This window comes from Phaeobacter sp. A36a-5a, assembly GCF_037911135.1.
Taxonomy (GTDB): Bacteria; Pseudomonadota; Alphaproteobacteria; order Rhodobacterales; family Rhodobacteraceae; genus Phaeobacter; species Phaeobacter bryozoorum.
The window spans coordinates 1842468-1866012 of sequence record NZ_JBBLYU010000001.1 but is presented as its reverse complement, the minus strand read 5'-3'; the positions used below and the strand labels follow the sequence as shown (position 1 = coordinate 1866012).

Below are 23545 nucleotides of genomic sequence, written 5' to 3'. Positions count from 1 at the left end.
CGGCGCAAAGGTCTATTTGACCTGCATCAAGGCTGGACCGGCCCCTTCACCGTATTTGATTGATCAAACGGAGGGATCGGGTTATTTATTCGGTAACGTGAATATATCAGCCCGACCACAGCTCGCGCCAGATCCGCTGGTGCCAACTATGCCATGGAGATGCCGGTGGACTATACCGCGAAACTCGACCAAGCGATTGCTCAGCTTCACACCGAAGGTCGCTACCGGACATTTATTGATATCGAACGGCAGAACGGTCAGTTTCCACATGCGGTCTGGACCCGTCCAGACGGCAGCAAACAGGACATAACGGTCTGGTGCGGCAACGATTATCTGGGCATGGGTCAGCACCCGGTTGTGCTGGAGGCAATGCATGGGGCCATTGATGCCACCGGTGCAGGCTCCGGCGGCACCCGCAATATCTCGGGCACGACGGTCTATCACAAACAGCTGGAAGCCGAGCTGGCGGACCTGCATCAGAAAGAGGCGGCGCTGCTGTTCACCTCGGCCTATATCGCCAATGATGCCACGCTGAGCACGCTGCCCAAGCTGTTTCCCGGTCTGATCATCTTTTCCGATGCGCTGAACCACGCCTCGATGATCGAAGGTGTGCGGCGCAATGGCGGGGCCAAGCGCATCTTCCGCCACAATGATGTTGCGCATCTGCGGGAGCTGCTGGCAGCGGCGGATCCTGCCGCCCCCAAGCTCATCGCCTTTGAATCGGTCTATTCCATGGATGGCGACTTTGGCCCGATTGCCGAGATCTGCGACCTGGCTGATGAATTTGGCGCGCTCACCTATATCGACGAAGTTCATGCGGTTGGCATGTATGGCGCGCGCGGTGGCGGTGTGACCGAACGCGACGGGCTGATCGATCGCATCGACATTGTGAACGGAACCCTGGCCAAGGCCTTTGGCGTGATGGGCGGCTATATCGCCGCATCGGAAAAAATGTGCGATGCCATAAGATCTTATGCGCCGGGCTTCATCTTTACCACGTCGCTGGCCCCGGCGGTAGCGGCAGGGGCGGCGGCCTCGGTTGCCCATCTGAAGACGGCGCCGGAACTGCGCGAACAGCACCAGTTGCAGGCACGGATCCTGAAGATGCGGCTGAAGGGGCTTGGCCTGCCGATCATCGACCATGGCAGCCATATCGTGCCGGTGATCGTCGGCAACCCGGTCCATACCCAGAAGCTGAGCGACATGCTGTTGTCGGATCACGGGATCTATGTGCAGCCGATCAACTTCCCGACAGTGCCGCGCGGCACCGAGCGGCTGCGCTTTACCCCATCCCCGGTACATGGTCCCAAAGAGATTGACGCCCTGGTCAAGGCAATGGATGGGCTCTGGTCGCATTGTGCGCTGAATCGTGCCGAAATGGCGGGCTGAATCATAGCGCTGTGTCAAAATGGTAAGATTGTGGTAGTATGACCATAATCAAAGGGCGCAGGCGAATCGCATTCCGCGGATCCATGACGTCCTAAATGTCGAATGCGGCAGGCTAAAATGGGACAGCAGGCATGATCGGGCGCCTTACTCAGCGCAAATCGAAGACGCACGACGAATCGCCAAGGCCTCGCAGCTTTGATGATTACGAGCTTCGGTTGGGTGACATTATGCGCGGTGAACGGGCCACGATGGGCAAGTCGCTGCTGGATGTCCAACGTGAGCTGCGGATCAAAGCCTCCTACATCGCCGCGATTGAGAATTCTGACCCGACTGTCTTTGACACGCCGGGTTTTATTGCGGGTTACGTGCGCTCTTATGCGCGCTATCTCAATATGGATCCCGACACCACATTTGACGCCTTCTGCCAGGAAAGCGGTTTCCAGGTGGCCCATGGCATGTCCGCCGAGGCATCAGTGCGCAAATCCGCCGGGAAACCGATTGCAACCGGCATGGGTGGGCTGCGCAGCGATGCCTTCACCTCTCCCAATACACCCTTCGTACCCGCAGCCAGCAGCGTCTTCAGCCAGATCGAGTTGCGCGCGGTGGGGTCGCTTGCGGTGCTGGTGGCGCTGATCGGCGGCATTGGCTACGGCGGTTGGGCGGTTCTGAAAGAGGTCCAGCAGGTGCAGATGGCGCCGGTGGATCAGACCCCCATCGTGCTGGCTGATCTGGATCCGTTGGCCGGGGCTGCCCGCGAGGGGGATGCCCAGAACGAAGATCCCGCACTTGAGGCGCTGGATCGGCTCTATCGCCCGCAGGCGCTGGACGTGCCGGTCATGGTGCCGCGCGACGGCCCGATCGCGACGCTTGATCCACGCGGCTTCGGCAATTTTGTCATGCCGGAGCTGCCCTCGGTTGCGCTGGCAGATGCCAGCCTCAGCACGGCAGCACCGCTGCCCGCCATGCCGCAGGTCGTGGAAGAGACCGCGCCCGCGCTGCAGATGGTCGCCGTGCGCCCGTCCTGGGTTCAGGTCACTGCCGTGGATGGCAGCGTGATCTTTGAAACCATCATGGAGCCGGGTCAGCATTTCGAAATTCCCGCCACCGAAGAAGCACCGCTGCTGCGCACCGGCGAAAGCGGCGCGATTTACTTCGCAGTGAACGGCGCCCACTACGGACCGGTCGGCGAACGGGGGCAGGTGACGAAGAACGTCGTGCTGTCCTCCGATGCGCTCACCGAACGGTTTGCGCTGGCCGATCTGAGCGAGGATCGCAACAGCGCACTGGCCACGCTGGTCGCTGAATTGCAGGCCAGCAGCCTCACCGTTCCCGTGACCGAGACCACGGGCGAATAGGCCCCGTCCGGCCCGGATGTTTCCAGCCGGGGCGTCTGACCTGCCTTTGCCGTACAGCTGACCTTTCTGAGCCCGGGCCTCCCTCATGGGCCACGCGTGGTGATTGCGACATCTGGCCTGCGACCTTCAGGATTGCCTGCCTCCCATTGAAGCTGCGCGAGACTGCGCGTATTTATGCCCGGAACCCTGAACAGCGCGGACCGGACCTCATGTCGATCAACCACATTCGCCCCTGGCGCCACATCGAACGCCGCAAAAGCCGCCAGATCCATGTCGGCAATGTGCCTGTGGGTGGCGATGCGCCGATTGCGGTGCAGACGATGACCAATACGCTGACCACGGATGTTGCGGCGACGGTGGCCCAGGTGCAGGCCGCAGCGGAGGCTGGCGCCGATATCGTCCGGGTCTCGGTCCCGGATGAGGCCTCCTCCAAGGCACTAAAGGAAATCGTTCGCGAAAGCCCGGTGCCTATCGTTGCCGATATCCATTTCCACTACAAACGCGGCATCGAGGCCGCCGAAGCTGGCGCTGCCTGCCTGCGCATCAACCCGGGCAACATCGGCGATGAAAAACGCGTGGCCGAAGTGATCCGCGCGGCCCGCGACCACAATTGTTCGATCCGCATCGGCGTCAATGCCGGTTCGCTGGAAAAACACCTCCTCGACAAATACGGCGAACCCTGCCCGGAGGCGATGGTGGAGAGCGGTCTCGATCACATCCGTATCCTTCAGGATCACGATTTTCACGAGTTCAAGATCTCGGTCAAAGCCTCCGACGTTTTCATGTCCGCCGCCGCCTATCAGCAGCTGGCCGAGGCAACCGATGCGCCGATCCACCTTGGCATCACCGAGGCCGGGGGCTTTGTCTCCGGCACCATCAAATCCGCCATCGGCCTTGGCCAGCTGTTGTGGATGGGCATCGGTGACACGCTGCGGGTCAGCCTCTCCGCCGATCCGGTGGAAGAGGTGAAAGTGGGTTTTGAAATCCTGAAATCCCTCGGCCTGCGCCACCGTGGCGTCAATATCATCTCCTGTCCCAGCTGCGCGCGGCAGGGGTTTGATGTGATCAAGACGGTGGAGGCGCTCGAAAAGCGCCTGGAACATGTGAAGACCCCGATGAGCCTCAGCATCATCGGCTGTGTGGTGAATGGCCCGGGCGAGGCGTTGATGACAGACGTGGGTTTCACCGGTGGCGGCGCGGGATCCGGCATGGTTTATCTGGCCGGCAAGGCCAGCCACAAGATGTCCAATGATCAGATGGTGGATCACATCGTCGAAGAGGTAGAGAAAAAGGCGGCTCAGCTGGATGCAGAGGCCGCCGCGGCGGAATAGATCCGCGACCACCAACTGACAACGAGATGAGCAAAAGGGCGCTATGATGACATCAGCGCCCTTTTCTCGTGTCTGTTTCGCCCGTCATCTTTCCAGAAATACTCCGGGGGTCTGGGGGCTGGCCCCCAGTGAGACCTGTGTCTGGGGGCTGGCCCCCAGTCCGCCCTGCATATAGGGGGCAACCTGCGTCACACCCCCAGAAAAAGATCAGCTGCGGTTCTCGCGGATCTCGGCGACCATGATTTCCATCTGATCGGCGGGCAGGTAGCCACGCAGCAGCTCATCGCCAAGGACAAAGGTCGGGGTGCCCGAAATCGCCAACTGCTGGGCCAGCGCGCGGGTTTCCTGCAGCTGACGGGCAATCTCGGGATCTGACATCCGCGCGAGGATCGCATCGGCGTCCAGACCCAGCCCCTCTGCCAGGCGGCGCAGCGTGCCTTCGTTCGGCTCGCCTCCGAGGGTGATCAGCGCGTCATGCACCATCTTGTAGGCTTCATCCCCGGCGACCATCTTGGTGGCGATCGCAAACCGCGAGGTCAGCACGGAAGCCTCGCCGAGGATCGGGAATTCCTTGATGATCAGGCGGATATTGCCATCGCCGGAGACCAGTTTTTCCACCTCTGGCGCGGCGCGGCGGCAGTAGCCGCAGCGGTAGTCCATGAATTCGACCAGCGTGATATCGCCCTCGGGGTTGCCGCCGACCCAGGAAAACCCGTCATCATGCAGCGCGGTCATATTCTCGGCCACCAGCGCATCGTCGCGGGCGGCCTCATCGGCGGCCTGCTGCTGTTCCAGCTTGCTGACAGCCTCCAGGATCACCTCCGGGTTCTCCAGCAGATAGGCACGCACCTCGGCGCCAAAGGCGGCGCGTTCCTCGGCGCTCATCTTGCCGAGGTCGAGCGCCGAAGCGGCAGGAGCGATCATCAGCCCAAGCGACAGGGCGGCCGCCGACAGAACAGGCAGCGCCGGGGCGGGAAGGCGGGCAATACGGGTCATCTCGATTTCCTTTTTTCGTGTTGTTCGGCGGCAATCAGCACATCTTGTGCACGTCGCCAGGCAGGGGATCCGGTGGGCAGCTGCGCGGTGGCCCGTTTGGCATGGAGACCCGCATCCTTCAGCCGACCCTGTAGCGCATAGCGCTCGGCGGTGGCCAGTGCTGCCATGCCGGACTGGCCAAGTTTCGCGTAGGCCTGCGCCATGTCCCGCAGCATGTTGGCGTTGCGGAAATCCTGCGCGCGGGAGGCCTCAAGGGATTTCAGCGCCGCTTTCGGCTGGCCCGCCGCCAGTTGCGCGCGTCCGAGGCTGGCGAGGATCAGCGGATCACGCCCCGCCTTCTGAACGGCCCGGCCATAGGCGGCAAGTGCCGGCTGCCAGCGGCGGTTCTCCATCAGGATCTGGCCTTTCAGCTCCTGAAAATAGGGATCGGAGGGGCGGATCGCGAGGGCGCCGTCGATGGCGCGCAGGGCCTTGTTCAGATCGTTGCGGCGGTGATGGGCGATGGCTTCGCGCATCAGGCGCACATCCTTGTAAGGCTCATCCCCGATCCGGCGCAGGGTCCATTTGGGTGACCGGGTAAAGGCTGACAGCTTGCCGCGCACCCGCGCAAACCAATAGATCGCGTTGGCATCGGGTTTGGCGCTGTCACCGTGGCTCGCAAGATAGGCCTCGGCGGCGCGGATCCGGTCGCGGCTGAGCGGATGCGAGCGCATATAGGGATCCTGATTGACCGGGCTCAGCAGCTCTTGCCCGGCAAAGATCTTATGCACATCGACCAGTCCGCGCGGGCTGACACCGGCCCGTCGCAGGATGCCTGCGGCGGTGCGGTCGGCGGAGGCTTCCTCGGCGCGGGTATGAGCCAGAAAGCCGCGCAGCGCGGAGGATTGCGTGCCAAGCGCGATTCCGGCGGCGGCTTCCCCGGCGCCAGCGGCAGCCGCCAGCACCGCAAGAGCCGCGCCAAGCCCCGCCGCGGAGCGCGCAGAGCGCATGTTCTGCATCCGCCGGGACAGGTGGCCATTGGTGATATGCGCGGCCTCATGGGCAATCACCGCCTGCAGCATCTCGGGGCGGTCCACCTTCAGGATCAGCCCGTAATGTATGAAAATCGTTTGGGAATCGATGACGAAAGCATTGAAGGAGCCGTCATTGACCACCAGCACCCGCACCCGTTTGGCATTCAGCCCGGCGGCGCGCAGCACCGGGGCTGCCAGCTCGTTCAGTCCGCGTTCGATATCAGGATCGCGCAGCAGCGAGATCGAGGCCGCCTGCGCCGCGGGGGCCAGTGACCCCGCGACGAAACACAGCGCGGCAAGGGCCAGAGCCGGGATTGACGTGAGGCGGGAGAAGCGGTCAAAGGTCATGGCCGCACCATGGGAGATCAACATGCGAAACTCAAGCCGGTCCAACGTGGATCCCTTCATTGTGATGGATGTGATGGACGCCGCACGCCGGGCCGAGGAAGCTGGACGCCATATCATTCATATGGAGGTGGGCCAGCCCTCAACCGGCGCGCCGGATGCCGCGCGCAGGGCGCTGGCGGAGGCGCTGGATCGCGACAGCCTCGGCTATACGGTGGCGCTGGGTCTGCCGGCGCTGCGCAAGCGGATCGCGCAGCTATATGGCGACTGGTACAATGTTGATCTGAATCCGGAGCGGGTGGTGATCACGCCGGGCTCTTCGGGGGCGTTCCTGCTGAGCTTTACTGCGCTTTTTGACAGTGGCGACCGGGTCGGCATCGGTGCGCCGGGCTATCCCTCCTACCGTCAGATTCTGCATGCGCTGGGGCTGACGCCTGTTGATATCGAAACCTCGCTTGATCACCGCCTGCAACCGGTGCCGCAGGATCTGGCGGGGCTGGATCTGGCGGGTCTGATGGTGGCCTCACCGGCCAACCCGACCGGCACCATGCTGGACCGGGATGCGATGGCGGCGCTGATTGATGCGGCACAGGGGCAGGGGGCGGCGTTTATCTCGGATGAGATTTATCACGGCATCGAATATGACGCGAAAGCGGTCACCGCACTTGAGGTGACTGATGAGTGCTATGTGATCAATTCCTTTTCCAAGTATTTCTCCATGACTGGCTGGCGCGTGGGTTGGATGGTGGTGCCGGAAGACCACGTACGGGTGGTCGAGCGCATCGCGCAGAACATGTTCATCTGCGCGCCTCATGCCAGTCAGGTTGCCGCGCTTGCGGCGATGGACTGCGGTGCGGAGCTGGAGGAGAATCTGGCGGTCTATGCGCGCAACCGGGCGCTGATGCTGGAGGGGTTGCCAAAGGCCGGGTTTGACCGGATCGCGCCACCGGACGGGGCGTTCTACGTTTATGCGGATGTTTCCGAGCTGACCAATGACAGCCGCGCCTTTGCCAAGGAAATCCTGGATCAGGCCGGGGTGGCGGTGACGCCGGGGCTGGATTTCGATCCCAAGCGCGGCGCGACCACCCTGCGGTTCTCCTATGCGCGGTCGACGGCGGATATCGAAGAGGGGCTGGCGCGGCTCAAGAGCTTTATGGAGCAGCGTCGGGTCTGAGAGCGCGTCGCGAAAGGGCAGGCCGTGCGGGGCAAGCGGATGAGGCTGGCAATCAGGCCTCGCGATGGCTTAGTCTTTGGCCAAAAGCCGTGCCGCCACCAGCCGCGCGGCCATCCTGTGTCCTTATGGCAGGGCAATACAAAAAAACGGGCGGAGCAACAGCCATGAGCAGACCTATAAAAGCCCTCGCAGCGCTGCTGCCGGCCCTGGTGATCGCGATGACGCCGCCGGTTGTCGCTGAGGAAACAGCTGCTGCCAGCAGTCAGATCAGCGGGCAGGGCTTCAGCGGTCTGGCGCGGATCCTGCCGCAGGACAGCCGCGCCGCCGATCGCCGCTCGGGGGTGGATGTGACATTGGCGCTGAGCCAGGGGGTGCCGTATCGGCTGTTCACGCTGGATGGCCCGCCGCGCGTGGTGCTGGATTTTCAGGAGGTCGACTGGAGCGGCCTCGGCGCCGAGGCGCTGGTGACAGAGGACGGCATACGGACGGCGCAGTTTGGCACCTATGTGCCGGGCTGGTCGCGGCTGGTGCTGGAGTTGACGCGCCCAATGCAGGTCGAGACGGCGGCGATGGAGGTTGATCCGGTGACAGCGGCTGCGGGGCTGACCGTTGCCCTGCGCGAAACGAGCGCGGAGCAATTTGCCAAAACCACCGGCGCGCCGCGCGATGCCCGCTGGGATCTGCCCGCACCAACGCCAATGATCGCACCCGAGGATAAGGATTCGCTGGCGCCGCTCTTGGTGGTGATTGATCCGGGTCATGGCGGCATTGATCCGGGGGCGGAGGCCTTTGTTCAGGGCGGTCTGGTGCAGGAGAAGGATCTGATGCTGCAATTCGCCATCGAACTGGGCGAGATGCTGGTGCGGTCGGGCCAGTTCAATGTGCAGCTGACGCGCGACGACGATTACTTCGTCTCGCTTGAGCGGCGGATCGCGCTGGCGCATCAGGCCAAGGCGGATCTGTTCCTGTCGCTTCATGCCGACAGCCTGTCGGAAGGGCGCGCTCATGGCACCACGGTCTACACGCTGTCGAAAGACGCCTCTGATGCGGCCTCGGCGACGCTGGTGGAACGTCATGAACGCGGTGATCTGCTCGCGGGGACCGATCTGAGTCAGGTCGATGACCGGGTGACCGATGTGCTGCTGGATCTGGCGCGGGCGGAGACACATCCGCGCAGTCAGGCGCTGGCCCGGGCGCTGGTCAAGGGGCTCAAGACCCAAGGTGGGGCAATGAACCGCCGACCGCTGCGCGAGGCGGGCTTTTCTGTGCTAAAATCGGCCGACATCCCCTCGGCGCTCGTGGAAATCGGATTCCTGTCCAGCCCGCGCGATCTGGCCAATCTGATGGACCCGGAGTGGCGCGAACGCACGGCGCGGGGAATCCTGAATGGGCTTTTGTCCTGGCGCATTGCCGATGATGAGACCCGCCCGCTGGTGCGTCAGTAGCTGCCGCTCGCCGGGATCGCCGGTCAGGCGGAACGGATCTGGCGCAGGGGCGTTTGATATCCGGGGACGGTCAGCGTCGCTTTCCCCCTGTTTTCTCCGGGTCAGCGGCATCAATATGCCGTTTCCCGTTTTGACCCCACGCGCCGCTGCACCTATATAGGCGGCACTGCGCGAGAAAGGCTCTACAGTGGTCAGATATATTCTATCGTTCTTTGGTTCCATCTTCAGCACCATCACGCTGGGCATCGCGATGATCGCGCTGACCATTGGTGCGGTGTTCTGGATTTATGGCCGGGACCTGCCCAGCCATGAATCGCTGGCGCAGTATCAGCCGCCGACGATCAGCCGGATCTACTCCGGCGAGGGGCAGCTGATTGACGAATTTGCCCAGGAACGCCGCCTGTTCACGCCCTCCGAGGAAATTCCCGATCTGGTCAAACAGGCTTTCATCTCGGCCGAGGACAAGAATTTCTACAGCCACAAGGGCTATGACATGCGCGGCATCGCCGCGGCGGCGGTCGAGGCGGTGCGCTCGCGCGGGTCGAACGTGCGCGGCGCCTCCACCATCACCCAGCAGGTGATGAAGAATTTCCTGCTCTCCGGGGACCGCAAGGCGGAGCGGAAGGTGAAGGAGCTGATCCTGGCTTCCCGTCTGGAAGATACCCTGAGCAAGGAAGACATTCTCGAACTTTACATGAACGAGATCTTTCTGGGGCAGAACTCCTATGGCGTGGCCGCAGCCGCCCAGACCTATTTCAACAAGACACTGAGCGAACTGGCCCCGCATGAGGCCGCGACGCTGGCCGCCATGCCAAAGGCGCCGTCGGATTATCACCCGGTCCGCCAAAAGGACCGCCTGCTGACCCGCCGCAACTACGTGCTGCGCGAGATGCGCGAAAACGGCTATATCTCTGATGCGGTCTACAAGGTCGAGGTCGATCTGCCGCTGCGCTCGGTGCAGAATGGCGATTTTGAGAGCTTCCGCACCGCGCTGCCGCCGCGCGATTATTTTACCGATGAAATCCGTCGTCAGCTTTCGGAGGATTTTGGCGAGGGCGAATTCTTCACCGGCGGCTTTACCGTGCGGGCGACGATCGACGAGGAGATGCAGGCCGAGGCCGCTGTTGCGCTGCGTGCGGGTCTTCAGGACTATGACCGGTCGCGTGGCACCTGGCGGGGCACTGGCGTGACGCTGGACGCCGATCTGCTGGCATCCGAAGACAGCTGGCGCGCGGCGCTCAGCGCTGCTGCCGTGCCGCGTGATATCGAACTGGGCGGCAAATGGCATCCGGCGGTTGTGCTGGAGATCGGTGACCAGAGCATCAGCGTAGGCGTCGAGGAGGTGGCCGAAATCGGCTCGGTTCCGCGCTCTGACATCAAATGGATGAAGGGCAGCTTCAAGGACAATCTCGCCACCGGGGATGTGGTGCTGGTCCGCGCGGTCGAAAAGGACGGCGCACTGCAACATTGGTCGCTGCGTCAGGTGCCGGAAGTGCAGGGCGGCTTTGTCGCGATGGATGTGAACACGGGCCGGGTTCTGGCCATGCAGGGCGGGTTCTCCTACCAGCATTCGGTGTTCAACCGCGCGACCCAGGCGCAGCGCCAGCCGGGCTCCAGCTTCAAACCCTTTGTCTATGCGGCAGCTTTGGACAGCGGCTATAGCCCTGCGACCATCGTTGTGGACGCCCCGATCGAGATCAACACCCCGCAGGGGCTGTGGCGCCCCAAGAACTCCACCAACAAGTTCTACGGCCCGACACCGCTACGGACCGGAATCGAGATGAGCCGGAACCTGATGACCATCCGACTGGCCCAGGAGGTCGGCATGGAGGTGGTTGCAGGCTATGCGGAGCGTTTTGGGGTCTATGACAATATGGGGGCTTTCCTTGCCAACTCGCTGGGGGCCGAGGAAACTACACTCTACAAGATGGTGGCGGCCTATGCGATGTTTGCCAATGGCGGCGAACGGGTGCAGCCGACACTTGTGGACCGCATTCAGGACCGCCGGGGCGAGACCATCTATCGCCATGATGACCGTGACTGCGTGGACTGCGCCTCGCCTGCGCTGGCACCGGGGCAGGCGCCCCGGATCGTGGACAACCGCGAGCAGGTGATGGATCCGATCACCGCCTATCAGCTCACCTCGATGATGCGGGGCGTTGTGGAGCGTGGAACCGCCTCCAGCGTGATCAACCTGCCGGTGCCGACCGCAGGCAAAACCGGCACCACCAATGACTCGCGCGATGTGTGGTTTGTCGGTTTTACCTCCAATATCGTGGCGGGCTGTTACATGGGTTATGACCAGCCGCGTCCGATGGGCCGCGGCGCCTATGGTGGCACCATGTGTGGTCCGGTGTTCCAGCAGTTCATGCAGAAAGCGACGGCCAAATATGGCGGTGGTAAGTTCGCGGTGCCGGAGGGCGGCCATTTCATCAAGATCGACCGCTACACTGGTGCGCGCCTTGCCGATGCGGCTTCGGGGGCCAATGTGGTAGCGGAGTATTTCCGCGATGGTGAGGAGCCGATCTTTGGCCTGGCATTTGACGGTGGTTTTGCGATGGGGTCGAACCTGCCGCTGTTTGAGGAAGCCGCGCAATCAGCGCGCCGGGTGACCACATCGGATGGTGGCACGGCGGTTCTGGGACCGAAGGCGAGTTTTGGCACCATCAGTTCCGGCGGGCTTTACTGACGCCGACTGTTTTGGGCGAACCTATCTGTTGGGCGGGGCGTGGAAATCATGACCCCGCCCGTTTTATGCTGTGCGGTGGCGTGGTGCGCCAATCGCGCTGCTGCCTGCTGCGTCGGCTTGCCCGCAGGGCGCGGGTGGTTTATCACGCAGGCCTGATACGTGATTTCAAGGGATTGCCATGCGCGCCGAAACTCAGAACATCGTGGCCGATATCGAAAAGTCGCTGGAGCTTTTGGCGCAGCGTCTGGATTGGGAAACCGCAGAGTTCCGCCTGGAAGAGTTCAACGCCCGCGTTGAGGATCCCAACCTGTGGGACGACGCCGAGGCGGCGCAGGCCCTGATGCGCGACCGGCAGATGCTGGTTGATGCAATCGACACCTATAAATCCATCAAGCAGGATCTCAGCGACAATATGGAGCTGATCGAGCTGGGCGAGATGGAAGAGGACGATGAGGTCATCGCCGATGCCGAGGCCGCGCTGAAGGCGCTGAAGGAAAAGGCCGCCGAAAAGGAGCTGGAGGCGCTGCTGGATGGCGAGGCCGACAGCAATGACACCTTCCTTGAGATCAATGCAGGCGCAGGCGGCACCGAAAGCTGCGACTGGGCGTCGATGCTGGCACGGATGTATGTCCGCTGGGCAGAGAAAAAGGGTTACAAGGTTGAACTTCAGTCCGAAAGCGCGGGCGAAGAGGCGGGGATCAAATCCGCCGCCTACAAGATTTCGGGCCACAACGCCTATGGCTGGTTGAAGTCGGAAAGCGGCGTGCACCGTCTGGTGCGGATTTCCCCCTATGACTCCGCAGCCAAGCGCCACACCTCGTTCAGCTCGGTCTGGGTCTACCCTGTGGTGGACGACAATATCGAGATCGAGGTGAACCCGTCGGATATTCGGGTGGATACCTATCGCTCCTCCGGTGCCGGTGGCCAGCACGTCAACACCACCGATTCTGCGGTCCGCATCACCCACGTGCCCACCGGCATCGTGGTCACTTCCTCCGAGAAGTCGCAGCACCAGAACCGTGACATCGCCATGAAAGCGCTGAAGTCGCGGCTCTATCAGCTGGAGCTGGACCGCCGGAACGCCGATATCAACGCCGCCCATGAGGCCAAGGGCGATGCCGGCTGGGGTAACCAGATCCGTTCTTACGTGTTGCAGCCCTACCAGATGGTGAAGGATCTGCGCACGCAGCACGAGACCTCCGACACCAAAGGTGTGCTGGACGGCGATCTGGACGGGTTCATGGCGGCAACGCTGGCGTTGAACGTCGCCGGAAAGAGCCGCTCGGAAGCGCAGGGCGAGTGATCTCGACGCGGCATCCTGCCGCTTTGCGATAGCAGCACCCCCGGTTGAGAACTTGCAGACCCGTTTGCCTCGGCAAGCGGGTTTTCTTTGTGTTTTGCTGCGGCTAGGCTGACATCATCTGCCAGCCAGGAGCCCCCGGAGATGACCCAGATCCAGACCAGCGCCCGCGAGATCCTGCGCGATCTTTCGACCGGGCGTCGTCGCGCAGAGGCGCTGATGGAGGAGACGCTGGACCGCATCGAGGCGATCAACCCGAGCGTCAATGCAATTGTGGCCCTGCGGGCGCGAGACGTGCTGCTTGCCGAGGCGGCCGCTGCCGATCGGGCAGAGACGCGGGGGCCGCTGAATGGGCTGCCGATGGCGGTCAAGGATCTGGCAAATGTGGCTGGTGTTCCTTCGACGCAGGGTTCGCCATTGCTCGCAGATTTCGTGCCGCAGACGGACGATCTGATGGTGGCGCGGTTGCGGGCGGCGGGGGCTGTGATCATCGGCAAGACCAACACCCCGGAATTCGGCCTTGGGTCGCATACCTATAACCCGGTCTACGGGGCGACGGCCAACCCCTATGACCGCAGCCGCAGCTGCGGCGGTTCCTCCGGCGGCGCGGCGGTGGCATTGGCGACCGGGATGGTGGCACTGGCGGACGGGTCCGACATGATGGGATCTCTGCGCAACCCTGCCGGCTGGTGTAATGTCTACGGTTTCCGTCCCAGCTGGGGGCGGGTTCCGAATGAGCCACGCGGCGATCTGTTCCTGCATCCGCTGTCCACCAATGGGCCGATGGCCCGCAGCCCCGAGGATCTGGCGCTGCTGCTGGATGTTCTCTCCGGTCCCGATCCGCGTCAGCCGTTCTCGACCGGGTTTGCGGCGGCGGATGGTGTCGCCCCCCTGCCTGCCGCGCGACCGATGCGCATTGGCTGGCTTGCGGATTGGGGCGGTGCCTATCCGATGGAGGCAGGCATATTGGAAACCTGCGAGGCCGCGCTGGAGGTGCTGCGCGGCTTGGGGCATCAGGTCGAGCCGATTGCACCGCCTTTTGCAGCGGAGCGGATCTGGCAGAGCTGGAGCACGCTGCGCTCCTTTTCCGTGGCCTCTGGTCTCAGGGTGTTATCCGGGCAGCGGCAACAGCTGAAAGCCAGCGCCCAATGGGAGTTGGAACGGGGCATGGCGCTGAGCGGGCAGGAGGTTCAGGCAGCATCTGATTTGCGGTCGGACTGGCAGCGTGTCGCGGCGCGTCTGTTTTCACAGTATGACGCGCTGGTGTTGCCGACCGCGCAATGCTGGCCCTTTGATATCACGCTTGAGCACCCGCAGGCGATCAACGGCACCGCGATGGACAGTTACCACCGCTGGATGGAGGTGGTGACACCGGTCAGCCTGCTGGGCCTGCCCTGTCTGGCGGCTCCGGCGGGGTTTGGAGCTGGTCAGCTGCCGATGGGCCTGCAGATCTTTTCCGCCCATGGCCGCGACCGTGACCTGCTGGCGCTGGGGCAGCAGTATCATCTTGCGACCCGCTGGCCAGAGCGGCGCCCGCCCGAGCTGCCGTGCTCGGACACGCCCCCGTAAGGAGATCCTCATATGGACGAAAAAGCCTTTGGCGTGCCGCAGTTGCAGCCGATGACCCTGTCGACCCTTGGGCAGGCGCTGCGGCGCGGATGGGCTGATTTTCGGGCCAAACCGGGCTATGGGCTATTCTTTGCTGGGGTCTATGTACTGGCGGGCTGGATCATGGCCTGGATTACGGTTGCGACCGGCACAACCTTCTGGCTGGTTCTGGCGGCCATCGGCTTTCCGTTGGTCGGCCCTTTTGCCGCGGTCGGCCTATATGAGGTCTCGCACCGGCTTGAACAGGGGCGGGCGCTGGGTTTTGGCGCGATCCTGAGCGTTGTGCTGCAACAGAGCCGCCGTCAGCTGCCGTCGATCTGCGCCATCATCATCATTGTCTTCCTGTTCTGGTTCTTCCTTGGTCATATGATCTTTGCGCTGTTTCTGGGCCATTCGACGATGACCAATATCTCCAGCTCGCCCGAGGTTTTCCTGACGGCAAACGGGATAACCATGCTGCTGGTCGGCAGCCTGGTCGGGGCGGTATTTGCGCTGCTGCTTTACATGATCACAGTGATTTCCCTGCCGTTGCTGCTGGATCGTGAGGTGGATTTTGTCACCGCGATGATCACCAGTTTTTCCTATGTGCAGGCCAATTTTCTGGTGATGCTTGTCTGGGCCGCAGGCATTGCCATAGCCACATTCTTGGCCATGGTGCCGGGGTTTCTGGGGCTGTTTCTGGTGCTGCCATTGCTCGGCCATGCCAGCTGGCATATCTATCGGCTGATCGCGACCGCAGCCTGAGCGGCAGCTAGCGAAACCGGGTTCCCACGCCGAGCAACCGCTGCTGAAACGGGCTCAGCTCATGCTGTTCTATGAACCCGGCCCGGCGCGCGGCGCCGAGGATGGCGGCGGGATCCTGGCCGAGATGTTCATAGACCATGCGGGTTACCCGGTCCGACGTATCGCTTTCGCGGCTGGTGCGCGCAACATAGCCTGCCCAGATGTTGGCCTGCATTGACGGCACATTGGCAAGATAGTTGAAGGAGGAGGTCCGCCCGCCACGCCGCGACAGCAGAAAGGCTACCCCATCATCATGGGCCGAGGCGTAGCCACGGAACTCTCGTGATTGCGGATCCGACGGCAGGCCCTGGTAGCGCATGGCGGATTTCGCTTCATAACCGCGTAGGTAGGTGATGCCTTCGGTGCGAAAGACCAGCGCCAACCCCAGGATATAGCGATCCGTGCGTACAAAGCTGCGGCGTACGAACTGATAGAGGCCGGAGGGAAAGAATGCCTCGGTCACATTGGCAACGCCGGGGCCAAGAAAATCGCCGAGGAACGGCCCCTGAAGGATCTGCCCTTTGCAGGAGAGCTGATCGACGGGATCCAGCAGAATCCGCGCATCAACGTCAAAGAAATTGCAGATCCGGTCCAGCACGTCAGGGCGGGGGAAGCTCTCGCCGGTCAGGTAGCGGTTGAACTGGGTGCGATTGATCCCGAGGCGTCGAGACAGATCCGAAATTGAGCGGTAGCCCTTGGCGAGTTGACGCAGGTTGGCACCGAACATATTGCGCAGTTCCGCCGGCGAACGATCGGCCTGGTTCAAGATTGGCTCCCTCTGTGTCGTGGACCGGGTGTTACACCAGATCTTGTGGTTTCCCTAGGGACTCCCTAATACCCTTGTAGATAATACATGAGGATCTGACGCTATCCAGCATCAATTTTGCGCAAACCGGACACAAATTGACACAGATCTTGTTACAGGTTTTTGGTGTTCCTTTGCCATGATTTATCCCAGAATAGCTCGGGACCAATGTGAGGTATGATATGATTGGCGTCGTTCTTTGGACGGACTACGATCTGCGGCAGGCGGTGATCTGGAGCGAAGATCACGGTGATCTGGTATATTATCGCTGGACCTCGCTCGATGAACCCATAGAGCTGCGCAAGGGTGACTGCGTCGCTTTTCGGGTTGAGACCAAGGGCGCGTTGCGGTTCGCCAGCGATCTGCATGTCATCCAAGAAAGCCAGAGTCCGGAACTGGCGGCGAAGCTTGGCGATGCCGAGCATGAAGCCAGCCAATCGCTGCCCAACAGCCGCTCGGAGGCGACGGTGATGACCTGGGAGGACGCGCGCCACGATCCCTTGTTTGTGGATCCCTCGGTCTACCCGGAGCATAACGCCCATGAGGTAAAAGCGCCTGTTCGTGGTGCCGGTGATAGCCAGCCGTCCAGCGCGACCATTTTGTCCTTCCCTGACAAACAGGCCCGCGACGCCCGCGCGCAGGCGAAACGGCGCAGCGCTGATCGAAAGCTGATCCGTAGCTGATCTACAGAGCGGATCCGCCGCTGGAGCGTGATCGGATCAGTTTGTATGGGACACGAAAAAGGGCTGCGCGATGGCGCAGCCCTTTTTGTCATCCTGTCGGAATGATCAATTGCCGCGCAGCAGGGCAGCTACGCCGGTGCGGGCGATCTTGGTCAGGCCCAGCGGGCGCATCATCTCGGCAAAGGCGTCGATCTTGTCCGGTGCGCCGGTCAGTTCAAAAATGAAGCTGTTGAGCGTGGTGTCGACAACCTTGGCGCGGAAAATATCCGCCAACCGCATGGCTTCCACGCGCTTGTCGCCTTCGCCGACCACTTTCACAATGGCGAGTTCCCGCTCGACAAAGGGGCCTGCGACGGTGAGATCGGTGACTTCATGTACCGAAACGATCCGGCCCAGCTGCGCCTTGATCTGCTCGATCACCTGCGGCGTGCCGGTGGTGACGATGGTGATGCGCGACAGATGGCCGGTGTGATCGACCTCGGCCACGGTGAGGCTGTCGATGTTGTAACCCCGACCCGAGAACAGGCCGATCACACGGGCCAGAACACCGGGTTCGTTTTCCACCAGAATGGTGATGGTGTGACGTTCCTGAACATCCGAAAAATTCGGGCGCAGGTTATAGGCAGAATGGCTGGTGGAGCCTTTTTTGATGTGTAGGGCAGACATTTACGTCCCTTTCCTAGAAATCGGGGCAGGGCGATAGCGCCCCGCTGTATCTGTTCCTGAACCGGGTTAAACCAGCACCGCGCCGCCGGATTGGATGACGCCTTGGGTCTCGGCATCGCCCAGCAGCATTTCGTTATGCGCCTTGCCCGAGGGGATCATCGGGAAGCAGTTTTCGTGCTTCTCCACCAGACAGTCAAAGATCACCGGCCCGTCATAGTCGAGCATTTCCATGATCGCATCATCCAGATCCTTTGGATCCTTGCAGATGATGCCCTTGGCGCCAAAGGCCTCGGCGAGCTTGACGAAATCGGGCAGGGCTTCGGACCAGGAATGGCTGTAGCGTTCGCCGTGCAGCAGCTCCTGCCACTGGCGCACCATGCCCAGACGTTCATTGTTGAGGATGAACTGTTTCACCGGCAGGCGGTACTGCACGGCGGTGCCCATCTCCTGCATGTTCATCAGCCAGGAGGCCTCACCGGCGACGTTGATCACCAGCGCATCGGGGTGCGCGACCTGCACGCCGATCGAGGCCGGTGTGCCATAGCCCATGGTGCCCAGACCACCGGAGGTCATCCAGCGGTTGGGATCCTCAAAGCCGAGGTACTGTGCGGCCCACATCTGGTGCTGCCCCACTTCGGTGGTGATGTAGCGGTTGCGGTCCTTGGTCAGGGCTTCCAGACGCTCCAGCGCGTATTGCGGTTTGATGGAGGTCTCCGAGGCGGTGTAGGACAGACAGCGAATATTGCGCCATTCGGTGATCTGCTCCTGCCATTTTGCGATGGCAGCGCTGTTCACCTTGCGGCCGCGGCTCTTCCAGACTTTCAGAACGTCTTCCAGCACGTGGCCGATGTCGCCGACGATCGGAATATCGACGCGGATCACCTTGTTGATCGACGAGGGGTCGATGTCGATATGCGCCTTGGTCGATTTCGGGCTGAAGGCATCCAGACGACCGGTGATGCGGTCATCAAAGCGGGCGCCGATATTGATCATCAGGTCGCAGCCGTGCATGGCCATATTGGCCTCGTAAAGACCGTGCATCCCCAGCATCCCGAGCCAGTTCTTGCCCGAGGCCGGATAGGCCCCAAGCCCCATCAGCGTGGAGGTCACCGGAATGCCTGTGGCCTCGGCCAGCTCGCGCAGCAGCTGGCTGGCGCCGGGGCCGGAGTTGATCACGCCACCGCCGGTGTAGAATACCGGGCGTTTTGCGGTTTCCATAGCCGCCACCAGCTCGGTGATGGCCTCCAGATCGCCCTTCACCGGCGGCTGGTAATGCGACGCGGCGGGTTTCGGCCCCTGATAGGTGCCGGTGGCAAACTGCACATCCTTCGGGATGTCGATCAGCACCGGGCCGGGACGACCCGCGGTGGCGACATGAAAGGCCTCATGCAGGGTGCTGGCCAGCTTTTCGGTGTCTTTCACCAGCCAGTTGTGTTTGGTGCAGGGGCGGGTGATGCCCACGGTGTCGGCTTCCTGAAAGGCATCGGAGCCAATCATGAAGGTTGGAACCTGACCGGTGAGAACAACCAGCGGAATGGAATCCAGCAGCGCGTCGGTCAGGCCGGTCACCGCATTAGTGGCGCCGGGACCGGAGGTCACCAGAACAACACCGGGCTTGCCGGTTGAGCGGGCATAGCCTTCGGCGGCGTGAACCGCGCCCTGTTCATGGCGCACAAGAATGTGCCGGATATCATTCTGCAAAAAGATCTCGTCATAGATCGGCAGAACGGCACCGCCGGGGTAGCCAAAGACCGTGTCCACCCCCTGATCCTTCAGGGCCTGAACAACCATTTTTGCGCCGGTCATCTCACGTTTCATCTGCTTTAGCTCCAATTGGCGGCATCGTCCGTTTCGCATAAAAAAAGCCCCCGATTTCTGGTCGGAGGCGCATGGGTTCGATTATGGTCTACCGTTACCGGCCCATGCGCGTGGTTCCTACGACTACGACTAGGATATTCATCGTGTTGGCTCCTTTAGCGTTGCAGCGGACCTTAGGACCGGTGGCCGGGGGCGTCAACAGGGAAGTGAACCGAAAATACCCCAGTTTCGGACATTTTGTTGCGCTGGCGGGGTTCCTTGCGACATTTTCGCCTTTCGCGCTGCTAAAAATCGGACCACTTCGGCCCTAAAGTCGAAAATCTCCCTGAACCAAAGGCCAAGGTCAGATCGCGCGCGGCGGCGTTTTGCCAAATTGCGAGGCGCATCGGACCTAGTTTGCGGGAGTTTCTGCTGCATTGCGGCGCAATTTTAGCTCTGCCACCAGGCGGCGGGGTGGGCGGGTCAGAAACTGTGACCGGTGCCCTGCAGCACGCCATGTTCCAGCGCGTAGCGTGTGAGACCGGCGGTCGAGGAAATGCCAAGCTTGCGTTTGATGTTCTTGCGATGGGTTTCCACGGTGCGCACCGAGATATCCAGCGCCAGGGCAACGTCCTTGTTGGATTTACCCTGTGCGAGTTCGAGCAGAATGGTCTGCTCACGTCCGGTCAGCGCCTCGCGGGCGGGGTCGTCCTTGGGCTTCAGCGAGCCTTCGGCGCCGGTGCAGAGATATGTCTCGCCACGCATCACCGTGTCGATGGCCTGGCGGATCTCCTCGGTTGGGACATCTTTCAGCACATAGCCCATGGCCCCATGCGCCAGCGCGCTGGAGATATATTCGGGGCTGTCGTGCATGGACAGGATCAGGATGCGGGTGGCAGGGGTCTGCTCGAGGATGATTTCCGTGGCGCTCAACCCGCCCAGTTTCGGCATATTTAGATCCATCAGGATCACATCGGGTTTCAGCGCGCGGGCCTCGGCCACCGCCTCTTCGCCGTTGCAGGGGATGCCGACAACCTCGATATCGTCATAGCTTTCAAGGATGGATTGAATGCCCTCGGCGACCATCGGGTGATCGTCAACGATCAGAACGCGAATGGTATTTGGCATGGTCTCCCCCCTCATTTGGCGTGGCGCGGTCCAGCCCGTCGCGTGCATCCACCGGTGCGGCGGCGACAGTCTGGCAAGAGCGCCGATTGGCTCAGGACACCCGCTTGGACGCCGGTTTGGAGGCATCACCCGGGGGCAGCAGATGGCTCAGCGGCAGCAGGACCTCGATCACGGTGCCGCTTTGCGTGCCCCGTGATGACAAAATCCTGAGGGTGCCGTCAAGCTGTTCGATTCGTTCCTGCATATTGCGCAGCCCGATGCCGGGCCCGCTGCGGTCCTGAACCGGCGGCAGGCCGCGGCCATTGTCGGTGATCCGCATAGTGGCGCCGCGCGCGTGCCCGCGCAGATCCATGGTGACCTCCGTCGCCTCGGCGTGGCGTTCGATATTGGTGAGCGCTTCCTGCGCGATCCGATAGAGCGCAATCTTGGCATCCCCGTCCAGACGGTTGCGGAACACGACAGTGCTGAAACGGGTCTCGATGCCGGTGCGTGCGGCGAAATCATCGGTCAGTGCCTTCAGCGCCGGGCCAAGGCCGAGATCATCCAGCACACCGGGGCGCAGGTCGCGGCTGATGCGGCGCACCTCGGTGATGGCGGTGCCCAGATGCGAGATCCCTTTGTTCAGCGGATCCTCGACACGGTCAAAATCTCCCCGCGACAGGCGTCTGCGCGCGTTGTCCAGCGCGTAACGCACCCCGACGAGGAGCTGACTGATCCCGTCGTGCAGCTCGCGCGCCACCCGGCCGCGCTCTTCCTCCTGGGCGTCGAAAACCCGCTGGGTCAGCTCTTTCAACTTGGCGTCCGCCAGACGACGCTCGCGGATGTTCAGCACCATGCCGGAGGCGAAGACCAGCCCCAGTGCAAACAGGGTGATGCCACCGATGTAGTAGAACGTACGGCGCACACGGGTCTCGACCTCGGCGCGCGAGGCCGCGACAGAGGCCAGCACATCGTCAATGAACACCCCGGTGCCGATGGCCCATTGCCAGTCCTGCAAGCCCAGCACATAGGCAACCATCTGCGCCTCTTCGCCGGTTGAGGGTTTCTCCCACATAAACGTGTGCCATCCGGCGCCCTGACGGGCCAAGCGGATGAATTCATCCACGACCGGTGTGCCGCGGCTATCGGTCAGCCCCTTCCAGTTGTTGTTGATGAACTCGGTCTGGCGCGGGCTAACCAGATTGGTGCCGTCGTAGTCATAGACAAAGAAAAACCCGTCGCGGTCATAGATCATTGCACTGAGGATCTGGGTGACCTTTTCCTTGGCCTCCTCGTCATCTGGCGCCGCCAGACCGTAGATGTGCGAAAACCCATTGCGGGCCTGGGTCACATAGTTGCGCAGCTCGGCCATCTTGGCCTGCAACAGCTGCTGTTCCAACGCTTTGATCTCGCGTTCGGCCAATGCGCGCGACTGCACGGAGACCAGCACGGCAATGGCGGCCCCGGCCACGATCAGCGGCAGCGTCGCCAGCAGGGACAGCTTCTGGGCGTAGTTGGGTCGCAAGAATTGGGGGATCAGCTGCATGGTCGAATCGTTACGCAATCCGCCCGGAGAATCAAAGCCCCCACAGCTGCGCTCAGCGCGCAATTCTCGGGATCGGCCTTGGCGGTTGTCACAGGCTGCCCAGATTTTGGCCAAATAATTTGTCCAAAATGCGGTTTTCTACGCAGTAGTAGGTATTCACATGACGCAGCGTACAGCTAGGCTTGCGTCACTCGACAAGACCCGCCTCGGGCACAGACCCGGGGCAATCCAATTAAATGGGAGGAGAAACCTATGGATCGTCGTTCCTTTTTGAAGACATCCGCGCTGGGGGGCAGCGCCGCTGCAGCAACCACTCTGGCCGCACCGGCTTATGCGCAGGGCAAGCGTACCCTGACCATGGTCACCACCTGGGGCCGTGGCGCCGCGGGCGTTCATGACTCCGCACAGCGCGTCGCAGATTCGATCACCGCCATGTCCGATGGCGACCTGACCATCGACCTCAAAGCTTCCGGCGAACTGGTTGGTGCATTTGAGGTATTTGACGCGGTGACCGCCGGTCAGGCCGACATGTACCACGGTGCCGACTATTATTTCACCGGCCAGCACCCGGCCTATGCCTATTTCACTGCCGTGCCTTTCGGCATGACGCCGCAGGAACTGGTGAACTGGTACTACCAGGGCGAAGGCATGGCCCTGCATGATGAGCTGGGCCAGATCTTCGGTCTGAAATCCTTCCTTGGCGGCAACACTGGCCCTCAGGCCGGCGGCTGGTTCAACAAGGAAATCAACAGCCCCGAAGATTTCAACGGTCTGAAGTTCCGTATGCCGGGTCTGGGCGGCAAGGCGCTCGGCAAACTGGGCGCATCGGTTCAGAACATTCCCGGCTCCGAAGTGTATCAGGCGCTGTCCTCCGGTGCGATCGACGGCACCGAGTGGATCGGCCCCTGGGCAGATGAGAAGATGGGCTTCCAGGAAATCACCAAGGTCTACTACACCTCCGGTTTCCATGAGCCGGGTGCGGCGCTGTCCGTGGCGACCAACCGTGACGTGTTCGACAGCCTGTCGCCCGCGCATCAGAAAATCATCGAAATCGCGGCGGCCGAAGGTCACCAGTGGAGCCTGTCGCAGTTCATGAACAACCACGGTGCGGCTCTTCAGCGTCTGCAGACCGGTGGCGTGAAGACCCTGGAATTCCCTGACAGCGTCTGGGATGCCTTTGGCTCCGCGACCAAGGAAACCCTGGACGAGTTCATGGGTGACGAGCTGTTCGCAAAAATCCGCAACAGCGTCGAAGCGTCGATGAAAGCCTCTTCGGGCTGGATCACCAAATCTGAAGGTGCCTATCGCACCCAGCGCGACCGCGTTCTCGGCTAACCGCCCCAAGAGTGGGTTCAATCGGATCCTCCGCATCGGCGGGGGATCCTTTCGCAATAGCAGCCGACACGGATGGCTCGCGCCATTAGTGTCCATCGGGTCCCAGGATCCGTGCGGCCTGATTATTATCCCTATGATGACGATCCAGACCGCCCGCGCTGCACGCATTTATTCGAGG

At 62.0% G+C, this 23545-nt stretch carries 18 protein-coding genes; 11 read left to right on the top strand and 7 right to left on the bottom strand.

Annotated features, from left to right (window positions below; genetic code table 11):
* Positions 1–165 precede the first annotated feature (165 nt).
* The 3 genes from hemA (at position 166) to ispG (ending at position 4075) form a co-directional block, all read left to right on the top strand.
* Complete coding sequence (hemA, locus tag WLQ66_RS08650) at positions 166–1389, top strand: 5-aminolevulinate synthase (protein WP_340545923.1); 1224 nt, start codon at positions 166–168, stop codon at positions 1387–1389.
* Positions 1390–1520: 131 nt separating this feature from the next.
* Positions 1521–2744: a helix-turn-helix domain-containing protein gene (locus tag WLQ66_RS08645; protein WP_340545922.1), complete on the top strand. Its 1224-nt coding sequence runs from the start codon at positions 1521–1523 to the stop codon at positions 2742–2744.
* A gap of 209 nt (positions 2745–2953) precedes the next feature.
* Positions 2954–4075 carry a flavodoxin-dependent (E)-4-hydroxy-3-methylbut-2-enyl-diphosphate synthase gene (gene ispG, locus WLQ66_RS08640; RefSeq protein WP_340545921.1) on the top strand — a complete coding sequence of 374 codons (1122 nt, stop codon included), beginning with the start codon at positions 2954–2956 and terminating at the stop codon, positions 4073–4075.
* 207 nt (positions 4076–4282) lie between these two features.
* On the opposite strand, the gene WLQ66_RS08635 is transcribed toward ispG, so the two are convergent.
* Positions 4283–5071, bottom strand: a complete 789-nt coding sequence (locus WLQ66_RS08635) for a DsbA family protein (RefSeq protein WP_340545920.1) — start codon at positions 5069–5071, stop codon at positions 4283–4285.
* Positions 5068–6456, bottom strand: coding sequence for a M48 family metalloprotease (locus WLQ66_RS08630; protein WP_340545919.1), 1389 nt, complete (start codon positions 6454–6456; stop codon positions 5068–5070). The genes WLQ66_RS08635 and WLQ66_RS08630 overlap by 4 nt, the downstream gene beginning before the upstream one ends.
* Here WLQ66_RS08630 and WLQ66_RS08625 point away from each other — a divergent pair.
* The 6 genes from WLQ66_RS08625 to WLQ66_RS08600 all read left to right on the top strand — a co-directional run bounded on the left by WLQ66_RS08625 (position 6455) and on the right by WLQ66_RS08600 (position 15389).
* Entirely contained in the window at positions 6455–7603 is a 1149-nt protein-coding gene (locus tag WLQ66_RS08625; RefSeq protein WP_340545918.1) for a pyridoxal phosphate-dependent aminotransferase, read from the top strand. The two genes, WLQ66_RS08630 and WLQ66_RS08625, sit on opposite strands and share 2 nt — an antisense overlap.
* A gap of 164 nt (positions 7604–7767) precedes the next feature.
* On the top strand, positions 7768–9048 hold the full coding sequence (locus WLQ66_RS08620) for an N-acetylmuramoyl-L-alanine amidase (RefSeq protein WP_416633986.1): 1281 nt from the start codon (positions 7768–7770) through the stop codon (positions 9046–9048).
* A gap of 187 nt (positions 9049–9235) precedes the next feature.
* Positions 9236–11737: a penicillin-binding protein 1A gene (locus tag WLQ66_RS08615; RefSeq protein WP_340545917.1), complete on the top strand. Its 2502-nt coding sequence runs from the start codon at positions 9236–9238 to the stop codon at positions 11735–11737.
* 178 nt (positions 11738–11915) lie between these two features.
* Positions 11916–13040, top strand: coding sequence for a peptide chain release factor 2 (gene prfB / locus WLQ66_RS08610; RefSeq protein WP_340545916.1), 1125 nt, complete (start codon positions 11916–11918; stop codon positions 13038–13040).
* 141 nt (positions 13041–13181) lie between these two features.
* Positions 13182–14606 carry an amidase gene (locus WLQ66_RS08605; RefSeq protein ID WP_340545915.1) on the top strand — a complete coding sequence of 475 codons (1425 nt, stop codon included), beginning with the start codon at positions 13182–13184 and terminating at the stop codon, positions 14604–14606.
* 12 nt (positions 14607–14618) lie between these two features.
* Complete coding sequence (locus tag WLQ66_RS08600; RefSeq protein WP_340545914.1) at positions 14619–15389, top strand: DUF2189 domain-containing protein; 771 nt, start codon at positions 14619–14621, stop codon at positions 15387–15389.
* 7 nt (positions 15390–15396) lie between these two features.
* Here the strand turns inward: WLQ66_RS08600 and WLQ66_RS08595 are convergent, their stop codons facing one another.
* Positions 15397–16155, bottom strand: coding sequence for a helix-turn-helix domain-containing protein (locus WLQ66_RS08595; RefSeq protein ID WP_340546329.1), 759 nt, complete (start codon positions 16153–16155; stop codon positions 15397–15399).
* A 260-nt stretch (positions 16156–16415) separates the two neighbouring features.
* Between WLQ66_RS08595 and WLQ66_RS08590 the strand changes: the two genes are divergently transcribed.
* Positions 16416–16916 carry a hypothetical protein gene (locus WLQ66_RS08590; protein WP_340545913.1) on the top strand — a complete coding sequence of 167 codons (501 nt, stop codon included), beginning with the start codon at positions 16416–16418 and terminating at the stop codon, positions 16914–16916.
* A 105-nt stretch (positions 16917–17021) separates the two neighbouring features.
* Here WLQ66_RS08590 and ilvN read toward each other — a convergent pair whose 3' ends face one another.
* From ilvN to WLQ66_RS08570, 4 genes are all read right to left on the bottom strand, one after another.
* Positions 17022–17582, bottom strand: coding sequence for an acetolactate synthase small subunit (gene ilvN / locus WLQ66_RS08585; protein ID WP_340545912.1), 561 nt, complete (start codon positions 17580–17582; stop codon positions 17022–17024).
* A 66-nt stretch (positions 17583–17648) separates the two neighbouring features.
* Positions 17649–19400, bottom strand: coding sequence for an acetolactate synthase 3 large subunit (locus WLQ66_RS08580; RefSeq protein WP_340545911.1), 1752 nt, complete (start codon positions 19398–19400; stop codon positions 17649–17651).
* A 462-nt stretch (positions 19401–19862) separates the two neighbouring features.
* Positions 19863–20507 carry a response regulator transcription factor gene (locus tag WLQ66_RS08575; RefSeq protein WP_340545910.1) on the bottom strand — a complete coding sequence of 215 codons (645 nt, stop codon included), beginning with the start codon at positions 20505–20507 and terminating at the stop codon, positions 19863–19865.
* A gap of 91 nt (positions 20508–20598) precedes the next feature.
* Positions 20599–22032, bottom strand: a complete 1434-nt coding sequence (locus tag WLQ66_RS08570; protein WP_340545909.1) for a cache domain-containing protein — start codon at positions 22030–22032, stop codon at positions 20599–20601.
* Positions 22033–22284: 252 nt separating this feature from the next.
* Here WLQ66_RS08570 and WLQ66_RS08565 point away from each other — a divergent pair, with 252 nt between their 5' ends.
* Positions 22285–23367 carry a TRAP transporter substrate-binding protein gene (locus WLQ66_RS08565; RefSeq protein WP_340545908.1) on the top strand — a complete coding sequence of 361 codons (1083 nt, stop codon included), beginning with the start codon at positions 22285–22287 and terminating at the stop codon, positions 23365–23367.
* The last annotated feature ends 178 nt before the right edge of the window (positions 23368–23545 follow it).

Bases quoted from the DNA above. Each gene is read 5' to 3' on its own strand.
- ilvN (WP_340545912.1), bottom strand. From the start codon at position 17,582: ATGTCTGCCCTACACATCAAAAAAGGCTCCACCAGCCATTCTGCCTAT.
- WLQ66_RS08595 (WP_340546329.1), bottom strand. From the start codon at position 16,155: ATGTTCGGTGCCAACCTGCGTCAACTCGCCAAGGGCTACCGCTCAATT.
- WLQ66_RS08590 (WP_340545913.1), top strand. From the start codon at position 16,416: ATGATTGGCGTCGTTCTTTGGACGGACTACGATCTGCGGCAGGCGGTG.
- WLQ66_RS08625 (WP_340545918.1), top strand. From the start codon at position 6,455: ATGCGAAACTCAAGCCGGTCCAACGTGGATCCCTTCATTGTGATGGAT.
- prfB (WP_340545916.1), top strand. From the start codon at position 11,916: ATGCGCGCCGAAACTCAGAACATCGTGGCCGATATCGAAAAGTCGCTG.
- WLQ66_RS08630 (WP_340545919.1), bottom strand. From the start codon at position 6,456: ATGTTGATCTCCCATGGTGCGGCCATGACCTTTGACCGCTTCTCCCGC.
- WLQ66_RS08635 (WP_340545920.1), bottom strand. From the start codon at position 5,071: ATGACCCGTATTGCCCGCCTTCCCGCCCCGGCGCTGCCTGTTCTGTCG.
- WLQ66_RS08575 (WP_340545910.1), bottom strand. From the start codon at position 20,507: ATGCCAAATACCATTCGCGTTCTGATCGTTGACGATCACCCGATGGTC.
- WLQ66_RS08605 (WP_340545915.1), top strand. From the start codon at position 13,182: ATGACCCAGATCCAGACCAGCGCCCGCGAGATCCTGCGCGATCTTTCG.
- WLQ66_RS08600 (WP_340545914.1), top strand. From the start codon at position 14,619: ATGGACGAAAAAGCCTTTGGCGTGCCGCAGTTGCAGCCGATGACCCTG.
- ispG (WP_340545921.1), top strand. From the start codon at position 2,954: ATGTCGATCAACCACATTCGCCCCTGGCGCCACATCGAACGCCGCAAA.
- WLQ66_RS08570 (WP_340545909.1), bottom strand. From the start codon at position 22,032: ATGCAGCTGATCCCCCAATTCTTGCGACCCAACTACGCCCAGAAGCTG.
- WLQ66_RS08620 (WP_416633986.1), top strand. From the start codon at position 7,768: ATGAGCAGACCTATAAAAGCCCTCGCAGCGCTGCTGCCGGCCCTGGTG.
- WLQ66_RS08565 (WP_340545908.1), top strand. From the start codon at position 22,285: ATGGATCGTCGTTCCTTTTTGAAGACATCCGCGCTGGGGGGCAGCGCC.
- WLQ66_RS08645 (WP_340545922.1), top strand. From the start codon at position 1,521: ATGATCGGGCGCCTTACTCAGCGCAAATCGAAGACGCACGACGAATCG.
- WLQ66_RS08580 (WP_340545911.1), bottom strand. From the start codon at position 19,400: ATGAAACGTGAGATGACCGGCGCAAAAATGGTTGTTCAGGCCCTGAAG.